This window comes from Methanogenium organophilum, from assembly GCF_026684035.1.
Taxonomy (GTDB): domain Archaea; phylum Halobacteriota; class Methanomicrobia; order Methanomicrobiales; family Methanomicrobiaceae; genus Methanogenium; species Methanogenium organophilum.
On the sequence record NZ_CP113361.1, the window covers coordinates 529,149 to 552,753 of the forward strand.

Sequence of the window (23,605 nt, forward strand, 5' to 3'; positions counted from 1 at the left end):
ACAATCGTATTCGAACAGGCCTGAATTGACGATTGTGAATTTCTATATCTGTTCTAAAAACAGGAAGATACCTATTTAAGTCCAAAACGCCACACGGACGTATTTAGGTGATGAATCATGACAAACAGGCATCCGCACAGCAGGGGCGCCCTGCTTACTCTCCCGGGAATTATCCTTATTCTCTGCATCTGTACTCCGGCGATGGCCGCGACGATCACCGTCGGTCCGGACGGTGATTATACGGGCATTCAGGCGGCAATCGACAACGCCACCGCAGGTGACACCATCCTCGTCACTGCCGGTACGTATGCCGAGGCAATCGACGTGAATAAGACCCTCACGATACGGGGGGTGAACGGGACCCCTGCGGTAGGAAAGGCGGATGCATATGCATCGGTCCGGATAACGGCGGATGACATCATTCTTGAGAACTTCCGGATAACCACCGGTAAACGGTGGGATGTGTGGGTCGGCGGGAACAACCTCTCCCTGTACACCCTGAATATGACCGGCCATGACCCGGCGTACACGGGCGACCCGGTCATCCTCGCCGGGGATGTTGCCGGGCTCCTCGTTGACGGGTGCACCCTTGAAACGAGTGGTGCGATGGGGATCCTGACGAACGATGTCCCTGAATGTGTCCTCCGTGACTCAGCTGTCATCGTGCGAAACGATGAAGAAAGAGAAGCCGGAATTGGATTTTGGGCCAAGTATAACGAGACCTCTTCTTTCGGGCCTCAGATTACCAATACCACATTCATTGGCGGGTCGATCAGGATTTTATGTATGGGGTCATATGTTCACGGCATTACGGTTGCGGACAATACGGTCCGGAATAGCGAGTGTGAAGGGATTCTCGTGATCGGTCACGTAAAAGACGAACTGCCCTATCCGACAACGAACGTGACCATTGTGGGGAACCATGTGAGCGGCTCAGAATCTCTCAATGCCAATATCATGATCGAATACTGTGCAGACGGGCGTTTCGAGGATAATCTGGTTGAAGACTCGTATGAGGGTGCCGATGGGATATATCTGCAGTATCTGGACAATTTCCTGATACAGGGGAACACAGTGCAGAACGCCACGGTTGATGCAACGAAAGGGATGTGTGCAGTGAACCTGGAGGTGGTCACAAACTCCGTTATCTCCGGCAACACTGTCACAAATGTGGACCCGTATGGCTTCTGGTATGCGCCGGGACCAAATTTCCTCCCGAACCTGACCTTCGACACCACCAATACCGCTGACGGCCGGCCGGTGCGGTATTATGAAGCAGCGAACGGTGTCTCCCTGAATGGTGAGGAGATTGCGATGCTCCTCGCGCTCAGTTCATCGGATATCCAGGTCACGGACTGCACCATCGCAAATGCCGGACTCGGGGCCGGTATCTATGGGTGCAGTGACCTCACCATCACGGGCAATACCTTCCGGGAGACGAACAACGGCATGATGCTCATCGACTCGTCTGATTCGGTCATCCGGGAGAATACCTTCAACGAGTCGTTCTTTGCGATGGGGGTCGGTGACAACGATAACACGCTCATCACCCAGAACACCTTCTCCGGCTATATGGACAGCGGCATGGTGATTCATTGCGGGGACCCGGATGGGGTCACGATCTCTGAGAACCTCTTTGAAGGCTCCATGATTGGGAGCGATCAGGGTGTGGCGGGAATGGACGCGACCGCGTATGGCATTGATCTCGTGAATAATACCTTTACGGGCAACAGCCGGGGGATTCTTCTCGGCCTCTCCAGCGGACTGACGTTCCGGGACAACTGCATCCTGGATAACAGGGTGGGGGTGAATCTGCTGGGCGCCTGCAATAACGTCTTCCTGAATAATACGATCATCAATACGGAGGATAATTTTGTCGGCATTATCCTGAACAATGCCGAGGCGCCCGGCAGTGGCCCCTGCTCGGACAATCTCTTCTCGAACAACTACATTGAAAGCGATGTGCCCCTGTATGCCTTCTACCTCACGGGATCGCAGGCAGAGGAGCCCTATGAATTCGGGCCGCTCTGGGGGCCGGAGATTGTTCCTCCTGCCCTTGCAGAACCGGAGGCCAAATTCCATAACGACTGGAACGTGACCAAAACGGCCGGGACGAATATCGTCGGCGGCCCGTTCCTGGGCGGCAACTACTGGGCGACACCAAACGGGACCGGCTGGTCACAGGTGACGCCCGACCGGGGCGACGGGTTCTGCACCGAACCGTTTGCGTATAATGAAAACAACACCGATTATCTGCCGCTGCACCTCTATGTTGATCCGACACCGGTGGCGAATTTCACCTTCTCCCCTGCGACGGGAGATCTCCCCCTGACGGTCACGTTTACCGATACCTCGACCGGGAATATCACGAACTGGTCCTGGTCATTCGGGGACGGGGCGACCTCTGAGCTGCAGCACCCGGAGCATATCTATGAAACGGCGGGCCTCTATTCGGTGACGCTGAATGTGACAGGCCCTGCGGGAGAGAGTGAGCTGACGCGTCCGGATGCGATCTCTGTCCATCCGTATGGGGACGGGGACGATGACAGCAGGTCTGCCCCGGCGGTGGCGACCGGTACCGGTTCGCTGTATACGAACAGCCGGGGGCTGGTGTTGCAGGAGCTCATGGTCTTTGCAGGGGACAGTACGGGTGAGCTGACGGTCCCGTCCGGGTCTGTCGCGCTCGATGGTGAGGGAGACCCGCTTACGGGTGTGACGATTGCACCCTCCGAACTTCCGTCTGACGGTGCGGGCGGCCAGTTTGCGTTTGCGGGGTATGCCTATACCTGCAGCCCGGACGGGGCGACCTTCTCGCCTGCAGCTGATCTGGTCTTTACCTTCACGGAGGCCCAGTGGGCGGATCTGATGGCAGACGGCCGGCCCCTCGTGGTGACGTACTATAATGAAGAGACCGGTGTGTATGAGGCGCTCCTGACGACGGTCGATGCGGCGACCCGCACGGTGACGGCAGAGGTGACGCATTTCAGTTCCTTTATCCTGATGTACCGGTCAGCGGTAGTTGAGGATACGCCGGTTGCGACGTCTGCACCGACGGCGGTCTCCCCGACCACAGTTTCCCCGACCGCGACCGTTCAGGAGACACCGGAGACACCGGCAACATCAGAAATGACCCCCACTCCCGGCGAGGCCACGCCCTTCCCGGTGACGGGGGCTCTTGGTGCACTGCTGGTCTTTGCGGTATGTGCCTGTGCCGGCAGACGGCGGTAATTTCCCATTTCGTTCCTCTTTTTTCCAATTGTGTGCTCAGACTGACCGGTTCTCTCACATGACAGGTATATAACATTTTTTTTAAAACAGGGGGCTATACCCGGGCCTTCTTTTTCCGGGCACAATCGTATTCGGAACAGGTCTCTATGGACGGTTTAAAATTTCCATATCTGTTCCAAAATTGCAGTTGAATACTTATATATTGCCTAAATGTTTATTAGAGTATATATAGGCGATAAATCATGACAAACAGATATCTGCACAGCAGGGGAGCCCTGCTCTCCTTCTTGGGAATTATCCTTATTCTCTGTATTTTCACTCCGGCGACGGCCGCGACGATCACGGTCGGTCCGGACGGTGACTATACGGGTATCCAGGAGGCAATCGACAACGCCACCGCAGGTGACACCATCCTGGTCACCGCGGCCACCTACGACGAGGCATTAGACGTCACCAAGTCCCTCACGATCTGCGGGGTGAACGGGACCCCTGCCGTCGGCAGGGCGGATGCAGATGCATCGGTCCTGATATCGGCGAATGACGTCATTCTTGAGAACGTACGGATCACCACCGGTGCACGGTGGGATATCTTTGCGGGGGGAGATAATCTCTCCCTTCGTGATCTGAATATGACCGGCCATGACCCGGCAGACTCGCACGACCCGGTCATCATCGCGTATAGTGTTGCCGGTCTCTCGATTGATGGGTGCATCCTCGATACGAGTGGTGCCTTTGGTATCCAGACGACCAATGTCGGTGACGTTGTTCTGTGTGACTCGCAGATCCGGACACAGAACATTGCAGGAGAGACGGCCGGTGTTGGATGTAATGCAGCGTTTAATCTGGACTACCTCTCCTTTTTTGGGCCTGTGATTACCAATACCACATTCGTTGGCGGGTCGATCGATGTTGCCTGTCAGGCGGAAGTTCACGGCGTCACCATACTGGGGAACACGGTCTCGGACATTGAAGCTGACGGGATCGTGGTTAGCGGTGACATGAAGAATGGCTCTCCCTCTAAGCTGACGAACGTGACCGTCGAGGGGAACTGCGTGAGAAACTCAGAGGCGAACCGCTTCACGAATTTCGTCGTAGAGCACTGCACAAACGGGCGTATCGAGGATAATCTGGTTGAAAACTCGTATGGAGGTAACCCGGGTATTTGTCTAAGCACGCTGGACAATTTCCTGATACAGGGAAATGCGGTGCGCAACGCAACCTTTAATGAAAAGGAGGGGACGACTGCGATGTACCTGGAGGTGGTCACGAATTCCATCGTTTCCGGCAACACCCTCACAAATGTGGACCCGTATGGCTTCCGGTATGCACCAGGACCAAATTTACTCCCGAACCTGACCTTTGATGCCACGAATACCTGTGACGGCAGGCCGGTGCGGTATTATGAAGCAGTGGACGGTATCTCCCTCGATGGCGAGGAGATTGCGATGCTCGTCGCGCTTAGTTCATCAGGTATAGAGGTAACAGACTGCACCATTGCAAACGCCGGACTCGGGGCCGGTATCTATGGGTGCAACGGTCTCTCCTTTTCGGGCAATACCTTCCGGAAGACAAACTACGGGATGATGCTCATCTCCTCGTCTGATACGGTCATCCGGGACAATACCTTCAACGGATCGTTCTGGGGGATGGGGTTCGGTGACAACATGGACACGCTTATCACCGGCAACACCTTCACCGGCTATATGGACACCGGGTTACTCTTCCATTGTCAGTCCTCGGATAGTGTCACGATCTCTGAGAACCGCTTTGAAGGCTCCCTGAGCGGGGAGCAGGCTGTGGCGGGAAGTCAGGCGTCCGGACATGGCCTCGAAATCGTGAACAACACCATAACGGGCAATACCCGGGGTATCTTTCTCTCAGACGTGGAAAAAATGACGTTCCGGAATAACCACATCACGGATTACGGGGTGGGGCTGAATCTGATGGGCGCGAGCGAAAACGTCTTCCTGAATAATACCATCATCAGCGACGAGGAGTATTCTGTTGGTATTATTATCAACAATGCCCTGCAGATCGGCGGGGGTCCCTGTTGGGACAACCTGTTCTCGAATAATTATATCGAAAGCGATGAACCCCTGAATGTCACCTACATCGTTAAGCCAAGTGTGGATTCCTATGAATTCGGGCCGATCTGGGGTGCGGAGATTGTTCCCGACCCTGGGGATTCGGAGGACAGTTGTCACAACGACTGGAACGTGACCAAAACGACCGGCACGAATATCGTCGGCGGCCCATCCCTGGGCGGCAACTACTGGGCCACACCGGACGGAACCGGGTGGTCGCAGGTGACGCCTGATCGTGGCGACGGGTTCTGCACCGAACCGTTTGCGTGTGACGTGAACAACACCGACTATCTGCCACTGCACCTCTATGTCGACCCGACACCGGTGGCGAATTTCACGCTCTCTCCCGCGACGGGCTACGCCCCCCTGAGCGTGGTATTCAATGATACGTCAACCGGGAATATCACGAACTGGTCCTGGTCGTTCGGGGACGGGACGACCTCTGAGCTGCAGCACCCGGTGCATGTCTACCAAACGGCGGGCCTCTATTCGGTGACGCTAAATGTGACAGGCCCTGCGGGACAGAGTGAGCTGACGCGTCCGGATGCGATCTCCGTCCATCCGTACGGGGACGGGGACGATGACAGCAGGTCTGCCCCGGCGGTGGCGACCGGCACCGGTTCGCTGTATACGAACAACCGGGGACTGGTGTTACAGGAGCTCATGGTCTTTGCGGGAGACAGTACGGGTGAACTGACGATCCCGTCCGGGTCTGTGGCGCTGGACGGTGAGGGAGATGCGCTCGCTGATGTGACGATTGAACCCTCAGCTCTGCCATCTGCAGATGGCGGGAGCGGCTTCTCGTTTGCCGGGTATGCTTATACCTGCGGCCCGGACGGGGCGACCTTCTCGCCTGCAGCTGATCTGGTCTTCCGTTTCACCGAGGCGGAGTGGGCAGAACTGATGGCAGACGGACGGCCCCTTGTGGTGACGTACTATAATGAAGAGACCGGTGTGTATGAGCCGCTCCTGACGACGGTCGATGCGGTAACACGCACGGTGACGGCCTCTGTTACGCACTTCAGTTCCTTTGCCCTGATGTACCGGTCAGCGGCGGTTGAGGATACGCCGGTTGCGACGTCTGCACCGGTGCCACCATCTGTGACGCCGACAGCGACTTCAGCGGCGACGGATGTGCAGAGCACTGTCACTCCGGCAGGGGCTGCAACACCTGAGGCCACACCCTTCCCGGTCGCGGGCTGTCTCTGTGCGGTGCTGGTCTTTGCGGTATGTGCCTGTGCCCTCCGGCGGCGGTAGGTCCCGGATTTTATCTCTTTGTTCTCTCTTTTTTTCTCTCTCTTTTTTTCTCTCTCTTTTTTCCGGGCGGAATGGTCCGGGCCGGATGGATTTGATACATTTGATACATCACCTTCCGGGTACGGCATGCATCTGTTACTTACCGGGTGGTATCTGTCGGTCGCATTTCGGTACTGTGGTCTCCCAAAATGGCAAAGCCGCTCTTTTCGGGGATACTGATGAAGACAGGTTCGGAAAAAGAGGAATGAAAATTACCATTAGTAATTTATCAATGGCAAATATATCATTCATAGTAATTCATAAATACTCCTGCACACTATTAGGGGATAATGAGTGCAATGTCCCCGTCCGAAAAAAACGAACCAAAATCTTCACCGTATCGGGTGATACTGCATGGAAGGTTATCCGACCCGACCCAAAAAATCAGGGAATGCTCCGCTATCCTTGATCACTGGGACGTGTTTACCGAAAACCGTGAAGACCGGATTTTAGATGAACACCTGTCAACGGCCATGATTGGGAGTGCCTACACCCAGTCCAGCCCACCGCTGACCGTTCGGCAGCTGTTTGGCCTCTGGCGCAACGGTCATGGAATCCATACCCGTTTCTATGATGAAACTGGCGAACCAGTGCCCGGACCGCTCTATATGGTGGGCATGGGCGGCAGCGTCCTGTCGGGCGCCTTTGTGTTCTGGGGCGTAGTGCCGTCACAGGAGCTGATTGTCGTCTCCAATATCTCTCCCGAACCGGGGAGATGCAAGGTGCCGTCGAACAGTATCCTCTATGCAAAAGCGGCGAAGGGGGAGTAGGCGGGGATATACTGCACTGAACGACTGACCGGTCGGGCATGAATGCCGGCTGAAGCGTCCGGGGATAAATGGGCCGATTCAGTTAGGAAGTCCAGATTTCCCGCACTGGCGAATCCCTTCAATAATCACCGGTTTACGATCCCCACTATCTTTCCATTTGAGGAGAGGGTCGTACATGAGCCGTTTTATAAAATGGCATTTGCCCTTTTACGTATATATTGTGTGCGTCAAGTACACATTTTTACAACTTATTTTTGGGTAAATGTACACATTTCTCTAACTTAAGATTGAAAGGGTGTTTGTTCATGAGAGTTCCTGCCCTCGTGTAGGGTATCATGGACACGAGCCCTTCGGCTGCACCTCATACGTGGAGCAGGGATTGACGAAGGGCCCCGTCGTCCGTTCCCAGGAGCACTACACGGCAAAGGTCCTCTACAAGAACCCTGATGCGGACACAGCGGGCCGGATACGGGCAGGAGATTCTTGCAACACTGTTGCAAACATTGAGCAGGCCACATTTCCGTGAACTCTTTCCTCGCAACGGCAATCGGCGGCACCCGGTCCCGTAGGGGGTTGGACACCACCTCGCGTAATTTCAGCATTTCATCTGAAGAATATTCGCTGAATGTTTCCCGGATACAAACCGCATTATGCGACTTACGGATGCGTCAATGTCATAAAGATATTTCACCGGGTCATGCTGAGGCATATACCAGAACTCCGGTTGTTTCAATGGTCTTCTTCAGGTATGGATTGTCTATGGCCTGTTCTTCCAACAGGTCCACACTCCGGCCGAATATCGTTTCAAGTTCTTCCAGGAGATCGAAATAGGCGTCTGCATGTAGAGCAGGACTCATTTGTTCGAACGAAACCTGAATGTCGATGTCGCTTGTGCGAACATCAAAGTCAGACCGGACAGCAGATCCAAAGATCACCATACGGCGGACATGATATTTTTTGCAGAGGGCTGCAAACGGTATTCCGTGCACGGGCCCGGTGAGGGGGCGGCCATCAGGGTTTTCGAACATTGATATGGTTACTATATTCATCTCTGATAGTATTCTTTTCCGGGATTTACGATTCGTCACCTTCTCCCGCACCAGGGTCCGCATCTCATCCTGTGCGGATGATGTCATCCGGACTGCGGTTGGGGCGTGGGCCGACGGGAAGCCATAACAGGGATGCTGTCATCCTATTTTTGGATGATAGAGCCCATGCCATCCGTTTTAACACAGAAATTGGCTACAGAAAATAGCCCCATTTTGTTCATTATTTGACGTTTTAATCAACTATTTAACTGTAAAATTAAATTTCAATTCTTTTGGAGATTTTGGTGCACCTCGATAAATCCAATCAACAAAATATCATATATTTTACCTACTTTTGTAAAATATACTACAATAATAAAATATATATGATTTTAAAGTACTTTTTTATCATAATGGTAAAAATTTTGAAATCGGGAAAACAATATCGAATAAATATCCCAAAAGACATCCTTTCCATGACAGGATGGAATGAAGATACTGAACTTATTATTACACCACTTTTGAAAGATCCAACAGAACCAATTAATCAAAATACACCAATAATTATTAAAAAAGTTAATTTTATTTCGAGCGATGATTCAGCCACTAAAAATTAAGACGGGGATATTATGTCGGAATGCATAAAGTATAATGAAAAATCCATAGTAAGAGATACAGCTGATCCATCAAATATTCAAATATTCGATAAAACAGGCCCACAATTCCAAATAATCCAAGGAGATGCACTTACATCACTAAAAAATATTCAAAGCAACATATTTCAATGTTGTATTACAAGCCCCCCTTATTGGGGCCTCAGAGACTATGGAATAAATGGCCAAATTGGAGCAGAACCAACCCTAGATGAATACATAACCAATATTGTGGAAATATTCAGGGAAGTCAGAAGAGTATTGACAGATGATGGAACCTTATGGATAAATATTGGGGACACCTACACAAGCGGAAACAGGAAATGGAGAGATTATGATAGAAAAAACTCAAATCGAGGGATGAATTACAGATTCCCAACTCCAGAAGGATTAAAGCAAAAAGATTTGATTGGACTTCCTTGGAGAATTGCTTTTGAATTGCAAAAAGATGGGTGGTTTTTACGCTCAGATATTATTTGGCATAAAACAAATTGTCAACCAGAATCAGTTAAAGATAGGCCAACCAAATCTCATGAATATTTGTTTTTACTTACAAAATCTCCAAATTATTATTATGATTATGAATCCATCAGAGAACCTACAAAAAATGGAAAAGGATTGAGGAATAAAAGAACTGTCTGGTCGATCCCCACAGAATCAAATAAATTTGCTCATGTAGCAATGTTCAACAAGGCATTAGTGGAGCCATGTATAAAGGCAGGTTCCAAAGAAGGCGATCTATTATTAGATCCATTTTTTGGCTCAGGGACAATGGGAATTGTAGCACTAGAATTAAATAGAAATGTTGTTGGTATTGAGTTAAACCCAGATTATGTAAATATTGCAGCCAATAGACTTTGTGATAGTGTAAAAAGAATGATGAAATAGGAAAATATCAAGATAATAATCACAGAATTATGGAAGAGAACAAATCACTTTGGATTCGGAACATTGATTTCGACAACCTCAAGGATCTTCTCCATATTGTAAGTGCAAATGATGGGAAACTCAGAGCCTTAGAATTAGAGAAAATTGCAGTTGAAGAGGGTATTTTAATTAAAAATAATGGCAAACCCCTTGCCCGTTCTCCAAAATACTTTTACCGGAAGGCTCTGGAAAACATCGATATAGCCTATGTTAAAAAATACAGATATTATGTTTCAGATAACATCTGGGCGAAAAAATTGCTTCAAAACTCCATATATAAATCAAGTCTATCATACGAACAAAAAGAACCACTAAGGGAGCTTTTAATTCAAAATAAAGATTGCAGACATCATTTTTTTGATTTATTTATGGGACAAAAAAAATATGATTTGAATTTATTTAGATCTTCAGGGACAGAGGTTGTTGTTATAACAAAAAGTATGAATAATTCCATAAATCACAACAAAAGAAATAAGAATATTATTTATGAAGGAGTTAGTGGAAATTCGATAGAACTTAATAGCCAAGATTTGGTTTTTGCGATTCATGAAGGAATACGCAAATGGGCCTTAAATCTTGATTTAGTTGACGAATACATACTAAAATTTGAAGATGGGAGAATAATCTATCCGATTTGCCCAAATATAGATAACAGTAAAATTTCCGAATTGTTTTTCGATGCTGTAAAAAATGTCAATACTGATTCAGAGTGGTCAATCATCCACATTCCTAAATTAATTAGTGATATTGCTCTACAAACACGGTTTCCAATTGAGGCCATTAAAAATCAAATATCCAATCTTTATAAAAATAATCCCCAGTATATTATGTTCATAAAGTCATCAACTGCATTTATTGACATTTCAACCCCTTTTGAAAAACAGGATAATGCATTTAGAAAGTTATATCTAAATTTACACAAAGAGGGCTATATATCTCACATACGTGTCAACAAACAGATGTTAGCGGAGAAATAACATGTCATCATTCCTTGAAGAAAATTATTATCTGAAAAAAAATCCATTTCCTCCAGCAGCTTCCAGTATTGAAGAAAAAAATGTTTTCATTTTAGATAGTTGGAACGAGAAGGTTTCATCATTTTATACAACTCTTTCAAATGGAGAAGGTGTAAAAGCTTTTCCAATAATTGGAGAGTATGGAACTGGAAAAACTGCATTTCTTAAAGGATACCTTAACAGATATTTCAAGGATCAAAATTTACTTCCATTTTATTTTGAGAACCCGGGAACACAGTTTTATGACCTTGCAAATGAACTATTTCGAAATATTGGAAGATATGAATTTACTAAGGCGATTTGGGAGTTGACAAAAAGTTATCTCCCACAAGAGAGCCAAAGAACTCTCTTTGAAGATGATTATCCTAAATTTTTAGAGAAATTGAAATCAAAATCTGACAGAGAAGCAAAAGCTCATGAAATCCAACAAGCCCTTAGGAACGGCATTGACATCGTAGATGATGAAGAAATCGCCTACAGAATTGCTACAATGATTGTCGAGACCAAAAATAAACCATATTTCGAATATAAAGATTTTATTGCCGGAAAAAAAGATTCAGTTGTTGCAGAAAGAGGGGAGCATAAATTCTTTTCAGCAATAATTCAGCTAATAATGAAAATATACGATGTTGAAGGAATTGTATTTTTAATTGATGAATTCGAAGATGTTGCCCTAACCAAGAGAATGACACGGAGTAAATCATACGAATACTTAGCAACACTAAGAAATCTGGTAGATATTTCTGATGAGTACAATCTTTGGATCGTTATAGCCATGACACCGCAGGCAGCAGAATTAACACAAGAAATGAATCCTGCACTATGGGAACGATTCACTCATGATGAGTCAACAACCATTACATTGGAACCGTTATCGCTTGATGATTCTAAGGGATTATTTGAAAAGTGGTTAGCGAAATATAGAATCCAGAGTTCCAATAACAATATTAACTCGATTTATCCTTTCACTGAGGATTATCTCGATGCACTAAACAATTATGCAGATCTAAGGATTGCAAGGAAATTAGTTAAAATTGGATTTTTCTCACTTTCATTTGCAGAAACTAATGAAATTCCAGCACCATTAGGTCCAGATGTGCTTGAGGCTGTACTTAAAGAATATAATCTCGGATCTTCTGGAATGAATATCTAATATGGGATTTGCATGACAAGCCAATTTGAACTACCCAAGGATGTTATGCTTGATACAAATGCCATGGTGTATTTGTATTTATACGTAGATACTTGCGATGAAATAGGGATTGACTTAGATCAAAATTCATTTGTTGATTTTACAAATATCCTTGATGAACGCCTCAAAAAACCAGCAAATCAAAAGGTACTACAAATTAGAATGTTGAAAAAAGGGTATAATGTTTACAAGAGCCTAAATAAACTAAAAAATTCTGATAGCACGTTTTACTTCTCTAAACTTGCTAAACTAGAATTAAACCACGTATGCCTCGAAAATAAATATCATCAAGAATTGTCTGAATGTAATATCCCTTATAGAATACGACAAAAAGACCCATTTAAATATGATATCCCCCCAGCATATCTCACTGAAATATATACTACCGGAGTAATAAATCACGTAAAAAGGATGGAAGAATTATTGTCAGATAAGGGGGTTGAATTTAATTTAGTTGATGAAGATCCAACTGTAATGGGACAAACAATTGATATAATTACTACAATATTCAATCAGTACATTCACCTACAATCAAATGATTTGTACATCTATTGTTTGGCAGTGCAAACAATGTCCACTTACTTTTTGCTATTTGACGGAGAGCTTAAAAACGTTGCAGAGAAACTCAGAACTGATGATTACTATAGAGAATACCGTGAAAAAATTATTGATGATTTATGCAGGTGTAGGAGGTTAGATAAATTCAATTTTGATGAAGAAGGAAAACATAATGTTATTTTTCCCGAAGCGGTTAACACAATATAATTAATCACATTCAATAGGTCAATTAATTTACCAATTACTTTCAATATTTCACCTAAGTTGTTATTTTGCCTTCGGAAGTACCACGTACCCCTAAACACACAAGATATTCTAAAGAATCACATGCACAACCAATGAAAATTAGACATCATACATGGTTTAATTAGGCATCTCCCCTTTAATCTCACTGGGCAGGAAGGTTGTTTGGATTTTGATGTCAATGGCAACGTAATTTTCCTCAACAGTGGCAAAATAAAATTTTCATGGTTGGGAACGGTTTCACGCCTTTTGGTTGTGAATAAAGGAATTAGTCCACCCATCCCCCACAGCATCCCACCACATCTCCACCTCAGTCCAATTCGGTTTGAAATAGTATAGGGAGCAGAGATCGGGCGGATACCTCCCCGTCCGGTATCCTTCCAGCAGGAAGAGCGCTTCATTTCCCACTGTGGAGGTCTGGTTATACGGCCAGTACGAACTCAAAGGTGATACAACCGGGGCTGCCGGCTCCCCGGAATCGATCTCCTGCATCAGTTGCCCTGCGTCCTCGGGTGTTATCCAGCCCTCCGGCACATCCATCACCACGACCGGTTCATCAGGGTGCGTGCGCAGGTCATCGAGAAATTCAATCGGCGTGTGCGTCTCAAAATAGCACGCATCCCCCGTGGAGAGGTGCGTATCAGTTCTCCCGGTCAGGTGCTCAAAGGAACAGGTATCCGCAGACAGAGACGGCCCCTTGCCTGAAGGGGGTGGAGTCAGAGGGGGTTCAGTACCTGAAGGGAAGTCGGTCGAAGAAGGTGTGGCTGAAGGAAGCGGAGACGGAGTGAGTTCCGTCTCATTACCGACACCGGGTTCGGGGGAAGATGGCCCGCTGCACCCGGCACTCAGGACCATTGCAAGCACTGCAGCCAGTACGAGAACAACCGGAAGGAACTGAATCTTCATTCAATAGGATCCTTGTTTCATTTCGGATATACCTGTTGACACGAAAATGATTCATCTCCGGAGCCACATCAGCCGGATGCCCGCCCTGCCTGAAAGAGCTTCTGGCAGACAATCCCCCTGCAAACCGTTCATGCAGGAGAGATGCCATCTATGACCACGGAGGACGGAAATGAAACCAGGAACCATCCATGGATGTACCAAAAGAGTCCGGCCCGGTTGTGCAGCACAAACGCACCATTAACAGAAATCACACGTAACACAGCACAAACAAACTCCCTCCTCAACCACAACAGCTAAATCTAATCGTACAATATATTAGACATATGTCTAAAAATTTAGACATAAATGAAAACAGTCTCATGGTACTCTCCGTCTTTTCCAACGGATATGACAATGAATACTACATCCGGGAGATGTGTCGCCATCTGCCAATCAGTCACGGGACTGCCCAGACCATTCTTGTCCGGTTAGAAGAGAAACGTGTGCTTACATCGTCCCAACGCGGAAAGATCAGGCTCTTCCGCATAAAACCCGGCGAAATTGCCACCCAGTATTTCACGATTACCGAGATCTATAAAAAAATCCGGTTTATGGAAAACGAACCCTACATATCAGAAATCCTGACCAAAATATCTGCAGTATCAGAAGGAATTGTTCTGCTCTTTGGCAGTTATGCAAACGGCACCGCTACCGAGGATTCCGATATTGATATCTTCATTGCAGGAACCACTGACAAACAGGCGATAAAAAACCTTGAAACACTGTACCATGTTGAGATAAATGTCATTGTATATCCCATACCGGCATTTACGTCACAGGAAGAATTCGATCCACTCATAACCGAAGTGAAAAAAAACCATATCATCTGGAAAAACGCCGAATCGTTTGTCCGGGATGTGCTGAAATGAGAGATCGGGGATTACCATGAAGGATAAACTGGCCTGGTGTGCCGGAATCAAAAACGGCATCATACTCATCGATCCGAACGACAATCTTGCATCTGCATACCAAAGAAAAGCCGAAGAGGCAATGGAAGCCATGCATTCCGTATCATCATTTGACTGGAAGATCTCAACCGGATACTATTCCCTCTATTTTTCCCTGTATTCGGTGCTCATGAAAATCGGGATCAAATCTGAAAACCATAGCTGCACGATTGAAATTATGCAGCATCTTCTCACTGAGTACTTCACTCCGGAAGACTGTGATCTGGTCGAGACAGCACGACGGGCACGTGTGGAAACACAATATTATGTTACAAATACCGTCTCCCGCGAGTTTTCCGGTACGCTTTCAAAACGTGTACCCCGGTTTTTTGTAACATGCAAATCAGTTGTCGATGGCCTTGATGAAAAACAGGTGCATGAATTGCGAAAGAACCTCATGAATCTTATTGATGAAAGCTAAATTCACTAGCCGGAAACAGGAATATACATTCATGACGCGAATTATGCCATGGCATTGCGTCATCCTTCGTCAGGAGACACGTTTTCTTCAGACATACACAATCCCTCATGAACCTATTCCCATCCCGTGACATACCTCTTCCATCTAAAACCTGACACAGAACCCTGATAGGATCGTCTCCAAAGCCGCATCGCCCGGATGCCCGCCCCACTTCGACCAGATAATCCCCCTGCAAAAACGTTAATGCAGTAGAGATGCCACCTATGACCACGGAGGACAGGAATGAAACCAAAAGAGGAGGATATCCGGCATGCACTTCGTGAGCTTAGAACACTTGCGGGATTTGAAAACGTACGGTTTATCATCCTCTTTGGCTCGGTCGCAGAAGGGCGGGCGACGGAAACCTCTGATATTGACCTCTGTATCTATTACGCCGGAACGCCTGAAGAAGGACAGCAGTTCCGGTTTGCGGCCCAGACTCTGTTATGTGACGACCGGTATGACGTCCAGATATTTGCGAACCTTCCGCTCTATGTCCAAAAAGAGGTGCTGCGGGGCCGGGTGCTCTACTGTCCGGATGAGCGGTTTCTCTATGATATTGCGCTCGAAACAATCCGGGAGTATGACGACTTCAGGCACCGACTGGATGACTATCTCGGGGTACGGGCGATCGGATGAAAACCGACGTCCGGACTACGGTCATCCGTGTTAAGCTCAGTGAGATGGCAGAGAGTGTTGCACTCGTTCGTGAGAACCTGCCTGATTCTGTTGATTCCTTCGCCGGAATGGGTCTTCTCAAGGATGGCATCTATAAACGAATGGAGTATGCCATCGAAAACGTCTATGATATCTGTGCAATTCTGAATGCTGACCTTCACCTGGGTGTTCCCGGAGGGGATGCGGAGATTCTGGAGAATCTGATGCAGCACGGTGTGATATCATCTGATATGGGTGATAGTCTCAGGAAGATGAAAGGATTCCGAAACATTGTGGTTCACCGGTACGGTCGAATCGACGATGCCATTGCATTTACTATTCTGCAGGCGCATCTGGATGATTTTGCCGCATTCCGGGAGGAGATTGAGCAATTTTTAGGGTCAGCCGGAGCATAAGAGGGTTGTTGATTCCCATTCTGCCGGGTAGAGGAGTTCACCCGGTTGGATGTCATCTAATTCTCTTTTAGAGAATGAATGGTAACGGTTGGGGATGGAGGGTGAAGGTACAGCGCTCCTGTAGGAATAGTGATTTACACCATACCGGTTTCAAACATTTTTAAAATAACCGGATAAACTATCGTGATTCGTCATAAAATGCGAGCGGCAGGATTCGAACCTGCGGACTCCTACGAGATCGGATCTTAAGTCCGACTCCTTTGGCCAACTCGGAAACGCTCGCACAGAAAACCGGAACCGGGACCAAAGCCGGACACCAGCAAACCGGACCACAGACAAAGCCCCTGTGTTTCCGACGGAAACACTGGTCACCTGCCACAAATCGTCCGGAGAATTAACTTCGATGCGTCCCATGCCGAAGCATTGGGTTAGTATACATTGTTTTACATGGCTAAAAATGTGGTGGAGTGAAGCGGATGAAGAAAGGGAATATGACGATTAAATACCAGTCTGATGACAGTCAATTGAAGGTATGACGAAGCTCGGCGGTCTGAGAACAGAGAGAACGTATGAAGGGGTGATGACAGGAATCTAACAGAAATGCAGGATAATTATGTGAGAGAGACTGGTGGAAACAGGGGATAAAAAGAAGACAGGATGCAAAGAGAGGCGGGTGAGAGCAGACAGGAGAGGTGAATCAATTAAAAAATGCCTCTCTCACGCACACGCTCACGCATCCCATCAGGACATATCAAAGCGTTCATTCAGTGGTCATTCAAACTGTTTTCAACTGTTCTTCATTCATTCGTCGTTCAGGCGGTTGGTTCGTGCGTTGTGTTCCGTATCATCACACAGAAAATCGCCACCACATTCGATCATAATCTCATTCAATCGCAACCAACGCACGCACAGTCTCACTCAATCGCAATCCGCCGCTGCGTCTCAAGGGCACTCACCGGCAGCCGGACTTCAAGGATGCCATTCCTGAAGGACGCCTTCGCCCCTTCGGGATTCACCGACTTCGGCAGCGGGATCACACGGGACATCGAGCCATACTTCCGCTCGTGGAGATAATATCTCCCCGTTTCACCTTCCTCACCCTTCCGCTCTTCGCGTTCCTCCCTGCGCTCACAGGTGATCTCAAGCGCCTTCGGGGAGACCAGCTCCATCGAGATGTTCTCCTTTTCGATCCCCGGCATCATATCTGCTGTTACGATCACCTCATTCTCATCCTCCGTCACATCCACCTGGAATCCCCCGGACCACCCTTCCCGGAAGATGGGCACAACCTCTGCCCGCTCGCCCCCCTCGGGCAGGGCGAGAGCGGGGGACGTGGACGACGCCCATTTCATGAGCTGATCCATCTGCCGCCGCATATCCTCAAATTCGTCATAGACTGACCATCGGTACGGTCTTCTTATCATGGTTCATTCACCCCCTGCAGATCCGGCACATTCCCGGAACAGACAGCACACTCTCGTATACTGTCCCCCGGTCACTGCCGGATAACTGCACGGATACCCCGATCATACGTCACAAGATATATAAAGACTGTGATCAATCCACCGAACGAACGACATAACACCCGTATTTTCTGCAAATATCGAATATACGCTCTATTTACCCATCAGAAAAAAACATGCGCAATCATTCACGCCCACAGAAAAATGACCCGAAAATTGCTGCTCTTCGCCCGCAGGCCAGCCAGACAGGAACCCTCCCTACCTGACCAATACCATTATCCTGCGTCATGAAAGAGAACACTGAAGGTGCAAACAGAGACCCGGAGCGGATGACATGAACAAAACCAGACACTCAATCCCCGGATACCAGAAAGTGATCATACTCTGTCTGGCAATTGCCCTCTCCGGAACCGTCTCCGGATACCAGATGAGCGAGCGGTCCTATCAGGCAGTCTCAGCCTGCTACACCGACTATTTCATACAAGGATACGGGAATGTGCCGGTATACAGTCCGGACGGGACCGTCACACAGGCAGGCGTCATCGAAAGCCTTCCCGATGAAAAGGCCTTGTGGGACTGGCGGTACGAGATGGAGCAGATCACAAACAGTACCCGGACCGGGATGCAGGAGTATTATTTCCCGAACGGCCCGGTCATTTCCTATGGATATGACCTGTTGGGAACGATATGCGTCGGCATATGGGAAGAGGCCGACATCACCAGAAGAACACGCGACGACATCTATGCAGTCATTGACGCGGAAGCCAAAACCAGAGGCATTGAGGGTGTCCCCGTTATTTTCATATCCGAATCCATAATCGACACCAGACCGCTCCGCATCCCTGATCCAAACGAAACCGCATTTCTGAGACCACTGTATGAGGTCGCAAACGGATACCCACCTGTACATATATACAACCAGGAGAAGCAGTTCCCGTCCGGCTTCCCCCACTCCTCCGTCTCCTTCCTCATTGAGACGATCACACCGGGGTACTGGTACGGGTAAAAAAGAACGATCAGGTAATTTCAGGGATATCCGGACCCACAAAAAAGTTATTCAATCAACCCAAACAACGCGTCCCGCAGCCCCACATTAAACTGGGCAATAAACATCGCATCACCGATATCGATGACCCCATTCTGGTGCACATCCGTCTGTGCAAATACAGCCGTATTCGTTGCCGGAAGCGGCGTCATCCCGACCACCTCTTTTAAAACACGCAGGGTATCCGCCTGGTTCACCGCCCCGTCCCCATTCGCATCACCGGGGAGAAGCGAGGCAACCGTGATGTAATCGACTTTTATGCAGGCTTCCTCACATCCATTCACCGCGAGGGTTACCGTATACGTCCCGTCTTCCGTATAGACATGCCTCGGATTTTGCTCAGAAGAAGACGTGCCGTCACCAAAGGTCCAGCTCCAGAACGTTGAACTGCCCGTGGACATATCCGTAAAATTCACCGCCAATGGCGCTTTCCCATGGGTCATATCAGCAGTGAAATTCGCAACGGGCACCGTTGGCCGCAGGACAACTGAGAGCATACTCATCCCGCTGACAACAGTATCGCCCCCGCTGTCCGATAGCACCCCGGTTATTGTATACGTGCCGACCGGTTCATCCGCGGGAACACCCAGCCGGTATGTCACCGCATCCGGCGATGTCACGTTCCATATCCACTGTCCTGAAGCGCCGGATACCGACATATCATCTGCGGTGGAAGACACAGGCGTTATCGTCCACCCGGCCGGGACCTCCTCGGTCAGGACAACAGGTGAGGCAAACTCCCCGGAGAACGTCACCGTAACCTCGGTTTCACCGCCGGGAGGAACCGATACCGCTGATATGCTGCGTTCGGCGCTCAGGACACGTGGCGGATCGTCACTCATCCCCTGCATGCAGAAACGCTCCCATCCATCCACCAGCGGATACAGGTCCTGCTCACTTGCGGCAACCACATACGATGTATCCCCGATGCCATTTCCATCTGCATCAACACCGCCGTAGTCACTCCAGTAGTTTCCGAGACGGCTGGTGCGATTGATCCCCCCGAACGGGTAGCAGAATAATTCAGTGGTGTTCCAGTGATTCTGGTCTGCATTGGTGATTTCTGCATTCCGGCCGTTGCCAATGAAATTGTTCAGATAAATCTGGTTACCGACAGAACCATCGATTTTCAGCCCGCAATTCACATTCCGGGATATGTTGTTGCAGGAAATGGTGTTGTGATTCTGACCGGCATCGAAGAGGAGACGGACACCACAGTAGCCATTCTCACAGAGAGAGTTTCCCGATAGATTGAGATAATCGGCCCGCTCGCCATAAATTCCATAATAATTTGAATCCTGGATGGTATTTTCTGAGATTTCGACATTGTCACTGAAATAAAATTCAATCCCGTTTGTTTGTGACTGGCCAATGTAATTATCACGGATGCATACATTACTGCACCCGATAAACCTGATACCCTGCTTGTTCTGGATGATTTCATTTTCGGATATTTCTGATCCGGAACTCGCCTGGATTCCCACCTGCATCGCGTTCTTTACCGTGAAATGGGTGAAGACAATCCCATAACTCCTGAGATCCACACCGATATCGCGGCAAAGCGCATCGATCACCGGATACCCCTCACCTGTATCCTGCCCCTGCAGTACCAGCTGCTTGGTCACCACGAGATTTTCGTTATAGGTTCCGCTCTCCACGAGGATCACATGGCCGCTGCGGGTGTCGATGTCATCGATTGCCCCCTGGATATTGATGAAATTCTCGCCGGTGTCGATATTGTGAACCGGATACATGCCATACGGGGAGCTGAGTTTTACAATCCAGGCATCCCAGCGTCCATGGTTGCCGCATACATCACCGTCATTTGATCCAAACGTCTCAGCAGCGACAATATATCCGCCATCAGCGGTCGGCTGAACAAAATATCCGATATCGGAGTATGTTCCCCCAAGACATCTCTGCCATTCAGGGGAACCGGTGTTATCCAGTTTTATCACCCAGACGTCCCAGTCTCCATGCCAGCCGGTCACATCACCATCCCAGCTTGCAGTGGAACCGGCCATGATATATCCCCCATCCGGCGTCTCGCGAACAGAATCTGCCAAATCCAGACCGGAACCCCCGAAACATCGCTGCCATTCAAGTGTGCCCGCACCGTCCAGTTTCACGATCCACGCATCATCATTGCCATGGTTTCCCGTAACATCGCCATCGGTCGAAAAGGTCGAGCCGGAAACGATATACCCGCCATCAGCAGTCTGCATGACAACCGGATTCCAGTCCCGGTCTGTTCCCCCAAGACATTTCTGCCATACCACATCGCCGGTATCATCCAGTTTTGCCACCCAGATATCCTCCGCGTGGCCACCATGATTTCCGGAAACGTCACCATCGTCGGACTCGGTTTCGCCGGCGATGATGTACCCGCCATCTGTCGTCTGCCGGATGGACGTCCCCCGGTCATACCCGGCACCGCCAAGACATCGCTGCCACACAAGGCTGCCTGCACCATCCAGCCTGAGCACCAGAATATCCTGATCTCCGTGGTTCCCGGACACGTCACCGTCATCAGAAGTTGTGGAACCGGCAACGATATACCCGCCATCGGGAGTCTGCTGGACATAGCACCCACGATCTGAAGCTTTACCTCCAAAGCAGCGCTGCCATGTGATGGCGCCGGCGTCATTCAGTTTCACCACCCAGATATCAGTGCCGCCATGATTCCCGCTTACGTCACCGTCGATGGAAGTGGTCCAGCCAACAACAATATATCCACCATCTCCCGTTTGTTCAATGAAACCGCTCCAGTCAGCAGATGATCCACCAAGACAGGTCTGCCATGCCACGGTGCCGGCAGCGTCCAGTTTCACCACCCAGACATCAGTATCGCCATGGTTCCCGCTCACATCCCCATCATTCGAACCGGTGAACCCGGTAACAATGTACCCGCCATCTGCAGTTTGCCGGACGATTCGTTCCCATTCTCCTTCATCCCCCGTTCCCCCCAAACACCGTGCCCATTCGATCCCCGGAGCCTCTCCCGCCACCACACTTCCATCCACAGGCACCGGCTCGGTTTGCACCCCATACGGCAGAGCCTCCGCAACCGGTTCTCCCGCAGATACGGACGACACCAGCCCAATGAATACTATCCCTACAGCAATCCCAAAAAGAACCATTCCTTTATCGATCATCATCGCATCGCCTCCGGTTCCGGCTCCTGACATGCGTGCTGCAGCGTGTGGAGGGATGATAAATCGAAAATTCGGCAGAGAGAAATCCGGTGCAGCACCCGGTGTACCCGGAATATCCCCCCATGAACGCGAACCCCCCCGGAACGTGTTGATTTGACTGAATGATGAAATGTCAATTCCGAAACATATCCTGTGCAATCTGTTTGCAGATGAACCCAATGGATGCCTGAATCATTAAATATTTTGCCGCTCTCCGGGTTCAGAGGCATGCAGGAAACGGTTGCCAATCAGGCATAAAACACAGGGTGATGAGAAGAGATGACAGACCGGTATCAAAACAGAACATCCGGGCCGGGAAAAACCCTACAACAGCACCAGGTACGCCACCACCGAGAGCAGGAACGCAAAACAGGAGAATCGCCAGGCCCAGCGGAGCGATGAAGGTGAGCATCGCATTCACCGTGCTTGCCAGCCGGGAGATGCAGTTTGACCCGAAGACGGTCACCCCCTCCACCCAGCCGGTGCCGCCCGCCGCTTCTACAGGGGCCGAACCGATATGAAACCCCTCATCCGGACAGATCCAAACGAGACACCCACACTACCACCGCTTCACGAGATCGCAAACGGCTATCCGGGTGATGCACCGGAAACCGGACACCGTATAAATGAGATTGGTCAGGCACTGTTCTGCGTCTTCCCCCTCTCGTTCATCACGCCATAGAGCGGCTCTTTTCTGACCATCACATATATTCACGTTAATACCACGAATCACTCACCGAATACGTAACCGCTGCCTCTGCAAATCCCACATTCCCGCCGGGCAGCGATGCACGGACGGATGATTCCCAGACCGGAGCCTGAAACGCCAGTTTCTTCCCCCCACCGCCGATATAGCGGAGATCAAAGTCTGCCGACGTATCGGCGGAGAGCCGCAGGCCGTCGGCATACACAACACTCTGATACTTCCCGTAATTATTCCGGGCGAACGTTTCCACACTGACATTCCCCGGTATACTCACAACAGGCATCAGCAGACGGGGCCCGGATTCCCGGTCAAATGCCGCAAGAATCATATCGATATCAGATACCTCACCTGACACAGACCGAAAGACCAGCATATCCCCGTACGGTGTCGTCTCAACAGAGAGATTCCAGTCGGGATTCAACCGGTATACCCCGGGTTCAGCCCGGACCCGGGCCAGGTTCGCTTCAGAAAATACCGGCTCTCCGCTGAGATAGACAGGAATAGGCACCATCAGCGTGGCCGCACCGTCGGTAACCGTATTATCCATGCCGGTGATCCGGATCACATAATTATTGTTGCCTTCCGCACCTTCGACAAGATACGGGCCGCACAATAGTGCAGCCAGCCCGACAACCGCTATCGATACGATAACTGCAACCGCAATACCATCGCTCTTCTTCATTCGGCTCAAAGATCACACCTTTCCCACAATCATCCAGGATTCGGCGATGAGTCCGGAATCATTAGCAGAGTATGTGTAATACCGGACGAAAAGAG

The 23,605-nt window shown here is 49.2% G+C and carries 21 protein-coding genes and 1 tRNA gene; 16 read left to right on the forward strand and 6 right to left on the reverse strand.

What is annotated here, in order from left to right:
* Positions 1 to 117 precede the first annotated feature (117 nt).
* The 4 genes from OU421_RS02755 to OU421_RS02770 all read left to right on the forward strand — a co-directional run bounded on the left by OU421_RS02755 (position 118) and on the right by OU421_RS02770 (position 7,904).
* The gene (locus OU421_RS02755; RefSeq protein WP_268187086.1) at positions 118 to 3,228 is read left to right on the forward strand and encodes a NosD domain-containing protein; all 3,111 of its coding nucleotides are present in this window, start codon (positions 118 to 120) and stop codon (positions 3,226 to 3,228) included.
* A 242-nt stretch (positions 3,229 to 3,470) separates the two neighbouring features.
* Positions 3,471 to 6,569, forward strand: coding sequence for a NosD domain-containing protein (locus tag OU421_RS02760; RefSeq protein WP_268187087.1), 3,099 nt, complete (start codon positions 3,471 to 3,473; stop codon positions 6,567 to 6,569).
* A 329-nt stretch (positions 6,570 to 6,898) separates the two neighbouring features.
* A complete protein-coding gene (locus tag OU421_RS02765; protein WP_268187088.1) occupies positions 6,899 to 7,378 on the forward strand; it encodes a hypothetical protein in 480 nt (159 codons plus the stop codon).
* Positions 7,379 to 7,745: 367 nt separating this feature from the next.
* Complete coding sequence (locus OU421_RS02770; protein ID WP_268187090.1) at positions 7,746 to 7,904, forward strand: hypothetical protein; 159 nt, start codon at positions 7,746 to 7,748, stop codon at positions 7,902 to 7,904.
* Positions 7,905 to 8,073: 169 nt separating this feature from the next.
* Here OU421_RS02770 and OU421_RS02775 read toward each other — a convergent pair whose 3' ends face one another.
* A complete protein-coding gene (locus OU421_RS02775) occupies positions 8,074 to 8,514 on the reverse strand; it encodes a nucleotidyltransferase family protein (RefSeq protein ID WP_268187091.1) in 441 nt (146 codons plus the stop codon).
* Between the two features lie 305 nt (positions 8,515 to 8,819).
* Between OU421_RS02775 and OU421_RS02780 the strand changes: the two genes are divergently transcribed.
* Genes OU421_RS02780 through OU421_RS02800 form a run of 5 tightly spaced genes read left to right on the forward strand, consistent with a single transcriptional unit; the run spans position 8,820 to position 12,959 of the window.
* Positions 8,820 to 9,023 (forward strand): hypothetical protein, encoded by a 204-nt coding sequence (locus tag OU421_RS02780; RefSeq protein ID WP_268187092.1) that lies wholly within the window; start codon positions 8,820 to 8,822, stop codon positions 9,021 to 9,023.
* 12 nt (positions 9,024 to 9,035) lie between these two features.
* On the forward strand, positions 9,036 to 9,947 hold the full coding sequence (locus OU421_RS02785) for a DNA-methyltransferase (RefSeq protein ID WP_268187093.1): 912 nt from the start codon (positions 9,036 to 9,038) through the stop codon (positions 9,945 to 9,947).
* Between the two features lie 29 nt (positions 9,948 to 9,976).
* Positions 9,977 to 10,963, forward strand: a complete 987-nt coding sequence (locus OU421_RS02790; protein ID WP_268187094.1) for a hypothetical protein — start codon at positions 9,977 to 9,979, stop codon at positions 10,961 to 10,963.
* 1 nt (position 10,964) lies between these two features.
* A complete protein-coding gene (locus OU421_RS02795) occupies positions 10,965 to 12,155 on the forward strand; it encodes an AAA family ATPase (protein ID WP_268187095.1) in 1,191 nt (396 codons plus the stop codon).
* 12 nt (positions 12,156 to 12,167) lie between these two features.
* Positions 12,168 to 12,959: a hypothetical protein gene (locus tag OU421_RS02800; protein ID WP_268187096.1), complete on the forward strand. Its 792-nt coding sequence runs from the start codon at positions 12,168 to 12,170 to the stop codon at positions 12,957 to 12,959.
* Between the two features lie 276 nt (positions 12,960 to 13,235).
* On the opposite strand, the gene OU421_RS02805 is transcribed toward OU421_RS02800, so the two are convergent.
* Positions 13,236 to 13,901: a hypothetical protein gene (locus OU421_RS02805; RefSeq protein WP_268187097.1), complete on the reverse strand. Its 666-nt coding sequence runs from the start codon at positions 13,899 to 13,901 to the stop codon at positions 13,236 to 13,238.
* A 323-nt stretch (positions 13,902 to 14,224) separates the two neighbouring features.
* Here OU421_RS02805 and OU421_RS02810 point away from each other — a divergent pair, with 323 nt between their 5' ends.
* The 4 genes from OU421_RS02810 (at position 14,225) to hepT (ending at position 16,420) form a co-directional block, all read left to right on the forward strand.
* Positions 14,225 to 14,809, forward strand: coding sequence for a nucleotidyltransferase domain-containing protein (locus tag OU421_RS02810; protein ID WP_268187098.1), 585 nt, complete (start codon positions 14,225 to 14,227; stop codon positions 14,807 to 14,809).
* A gap of 16 nt (positions 14,810 to 14,825) precedes the next feature.
* A complete protein-coding gene (locus tag OU421_RS02815; protein WP_268187099.1) occupies positions 14,826 to 15,308 on the forward strand; it encodes a HEPN domain-containing protein in 483 nt (160 codons plus the stop codon).
* 282 nt (positions 15,309 to 15,590) lie between these two features.
* Positions 15,591 to 15,986: a type VII toxin-antitoxin system MntA family adenylyltransferase antitoxin gene (mntA, locus tag OU421_RS02820; RefSeq protein WP_268187100.1), complete on the forward strand. Its 396-nt coding sequence runs from the start codon at positions 15,591 to 15,593 to the stop codon at positions 15,984 to 15,986.
* A complete protein-coding gene (gene hepT / locus OU421_RS02825; protein ID WP_268187101.1) occupies positions 15,983 to 16,420 on the forward strand; it encodes a type VII toxin-antitoxin system HepT family RNase toxin in 438 nt (145 codons plus the stop codon). Before mntA ends, hepT begins: the two co-directional genes overlap by 4 nt.
* Positions 16,421 to 16,619: 199 nt before the next feature.
* Here the strand turns inward: hepT and OU421_RS02830 are convergent.
* Positions 16,620 to 16,703, reverse strand: a tRNA-Leu gene (locus OU421_RS02830).
* A 631-nt stretch (positions 16,704 to 17,334) separates the two neighbouring features.
* Positions 17,335 to 17,844, reverse strand: coding sequence for an Hsp20/alpha crystallin family protein (locus OU421_RS02835; RefSeq protein WP_268187102.1), 510 nt, complete (start codon positions 17,842 to 17,844; stop codon positions 17,335 to 17,337).
* A 373-nt stretch (positions 17,845 to 18,217) separates the two neighbouring features.
* Between OU421_RS02835 and OU421_RS02840 the strand changes: the two genes are divergently transcribed.
* Positions 18,218 to 18,889 (forward strand): hypothetical protein, encoded by a 672-nt coding sequence (locus tag OU421_RS02840; protein WP_268187104.1) that lies wholly within the window; start codon positions 18,218 to 18,220, stop codon positions 18,887 to 18,889.
* A gap of 47 nt (positions 18,890 to 18,936) precedes the next feature.
* On the opposite strand, the gene OU421_RS02845 is transcribed toward OU421_RS02840, so the two are convergent.
* Positions 18,937 to 22,116: a NosD domain-containing protein gene (locus OU421_RS02845; protein ID WP_268187105.1), complete on the reverse strand. Its 3,180-nt coding sequence runs from the start codon at positions 22,114 to 22,116 to the stop codon at positions 18,937 to 18,939.
* A 275-nt stretch (positions 22,117 to 22,391) separates the two neighbouring features.
* Here OU421_RS02845 and OU421_RS02850 point away from each other — a divergent pair, with 275 nt between their 5' ends.
* A complete protein-coding gene (locus OU421_RS02850) occupies positions 22,392 to 22,643 on the forward strand; it encodes a hypothetical protein (protein ID WP_268187106.1) in 252 nt (83 codons plus the stop codon).
* Complete coding sequence (locus OU421_RS02855) at positions 22,640 to 22,804, forward strand: hypothetical protein (RefSeq protein WP_268187107.1); 165 nt, start codon at positions 22,640 to 22,642, stop codon at positions 22,802 to 22,804. The genes OU421_RS02850 and OU421_RS02855 overlap by 4 nt, the downstream gene beginning before the upstream one ends.
* Positions 22,805 to 22,838: 34 nt before the next feature.
* On the opposite strand, the gene OU421_RS02860 is transcribed toward OU421_RS02855, so the two are convergent.
* A complete protein-coding gene (locus tag OU421_RS02860; RefSeq protein WP_268187108.1) occupies positions 22,839 to 23,510 on the reverse strand; it encodes a hypothetical protein in 672 nt (223 codons plus the stop codon).
* Positions 23,511 to 23,605: the final 95 nt, after the last annotated feature.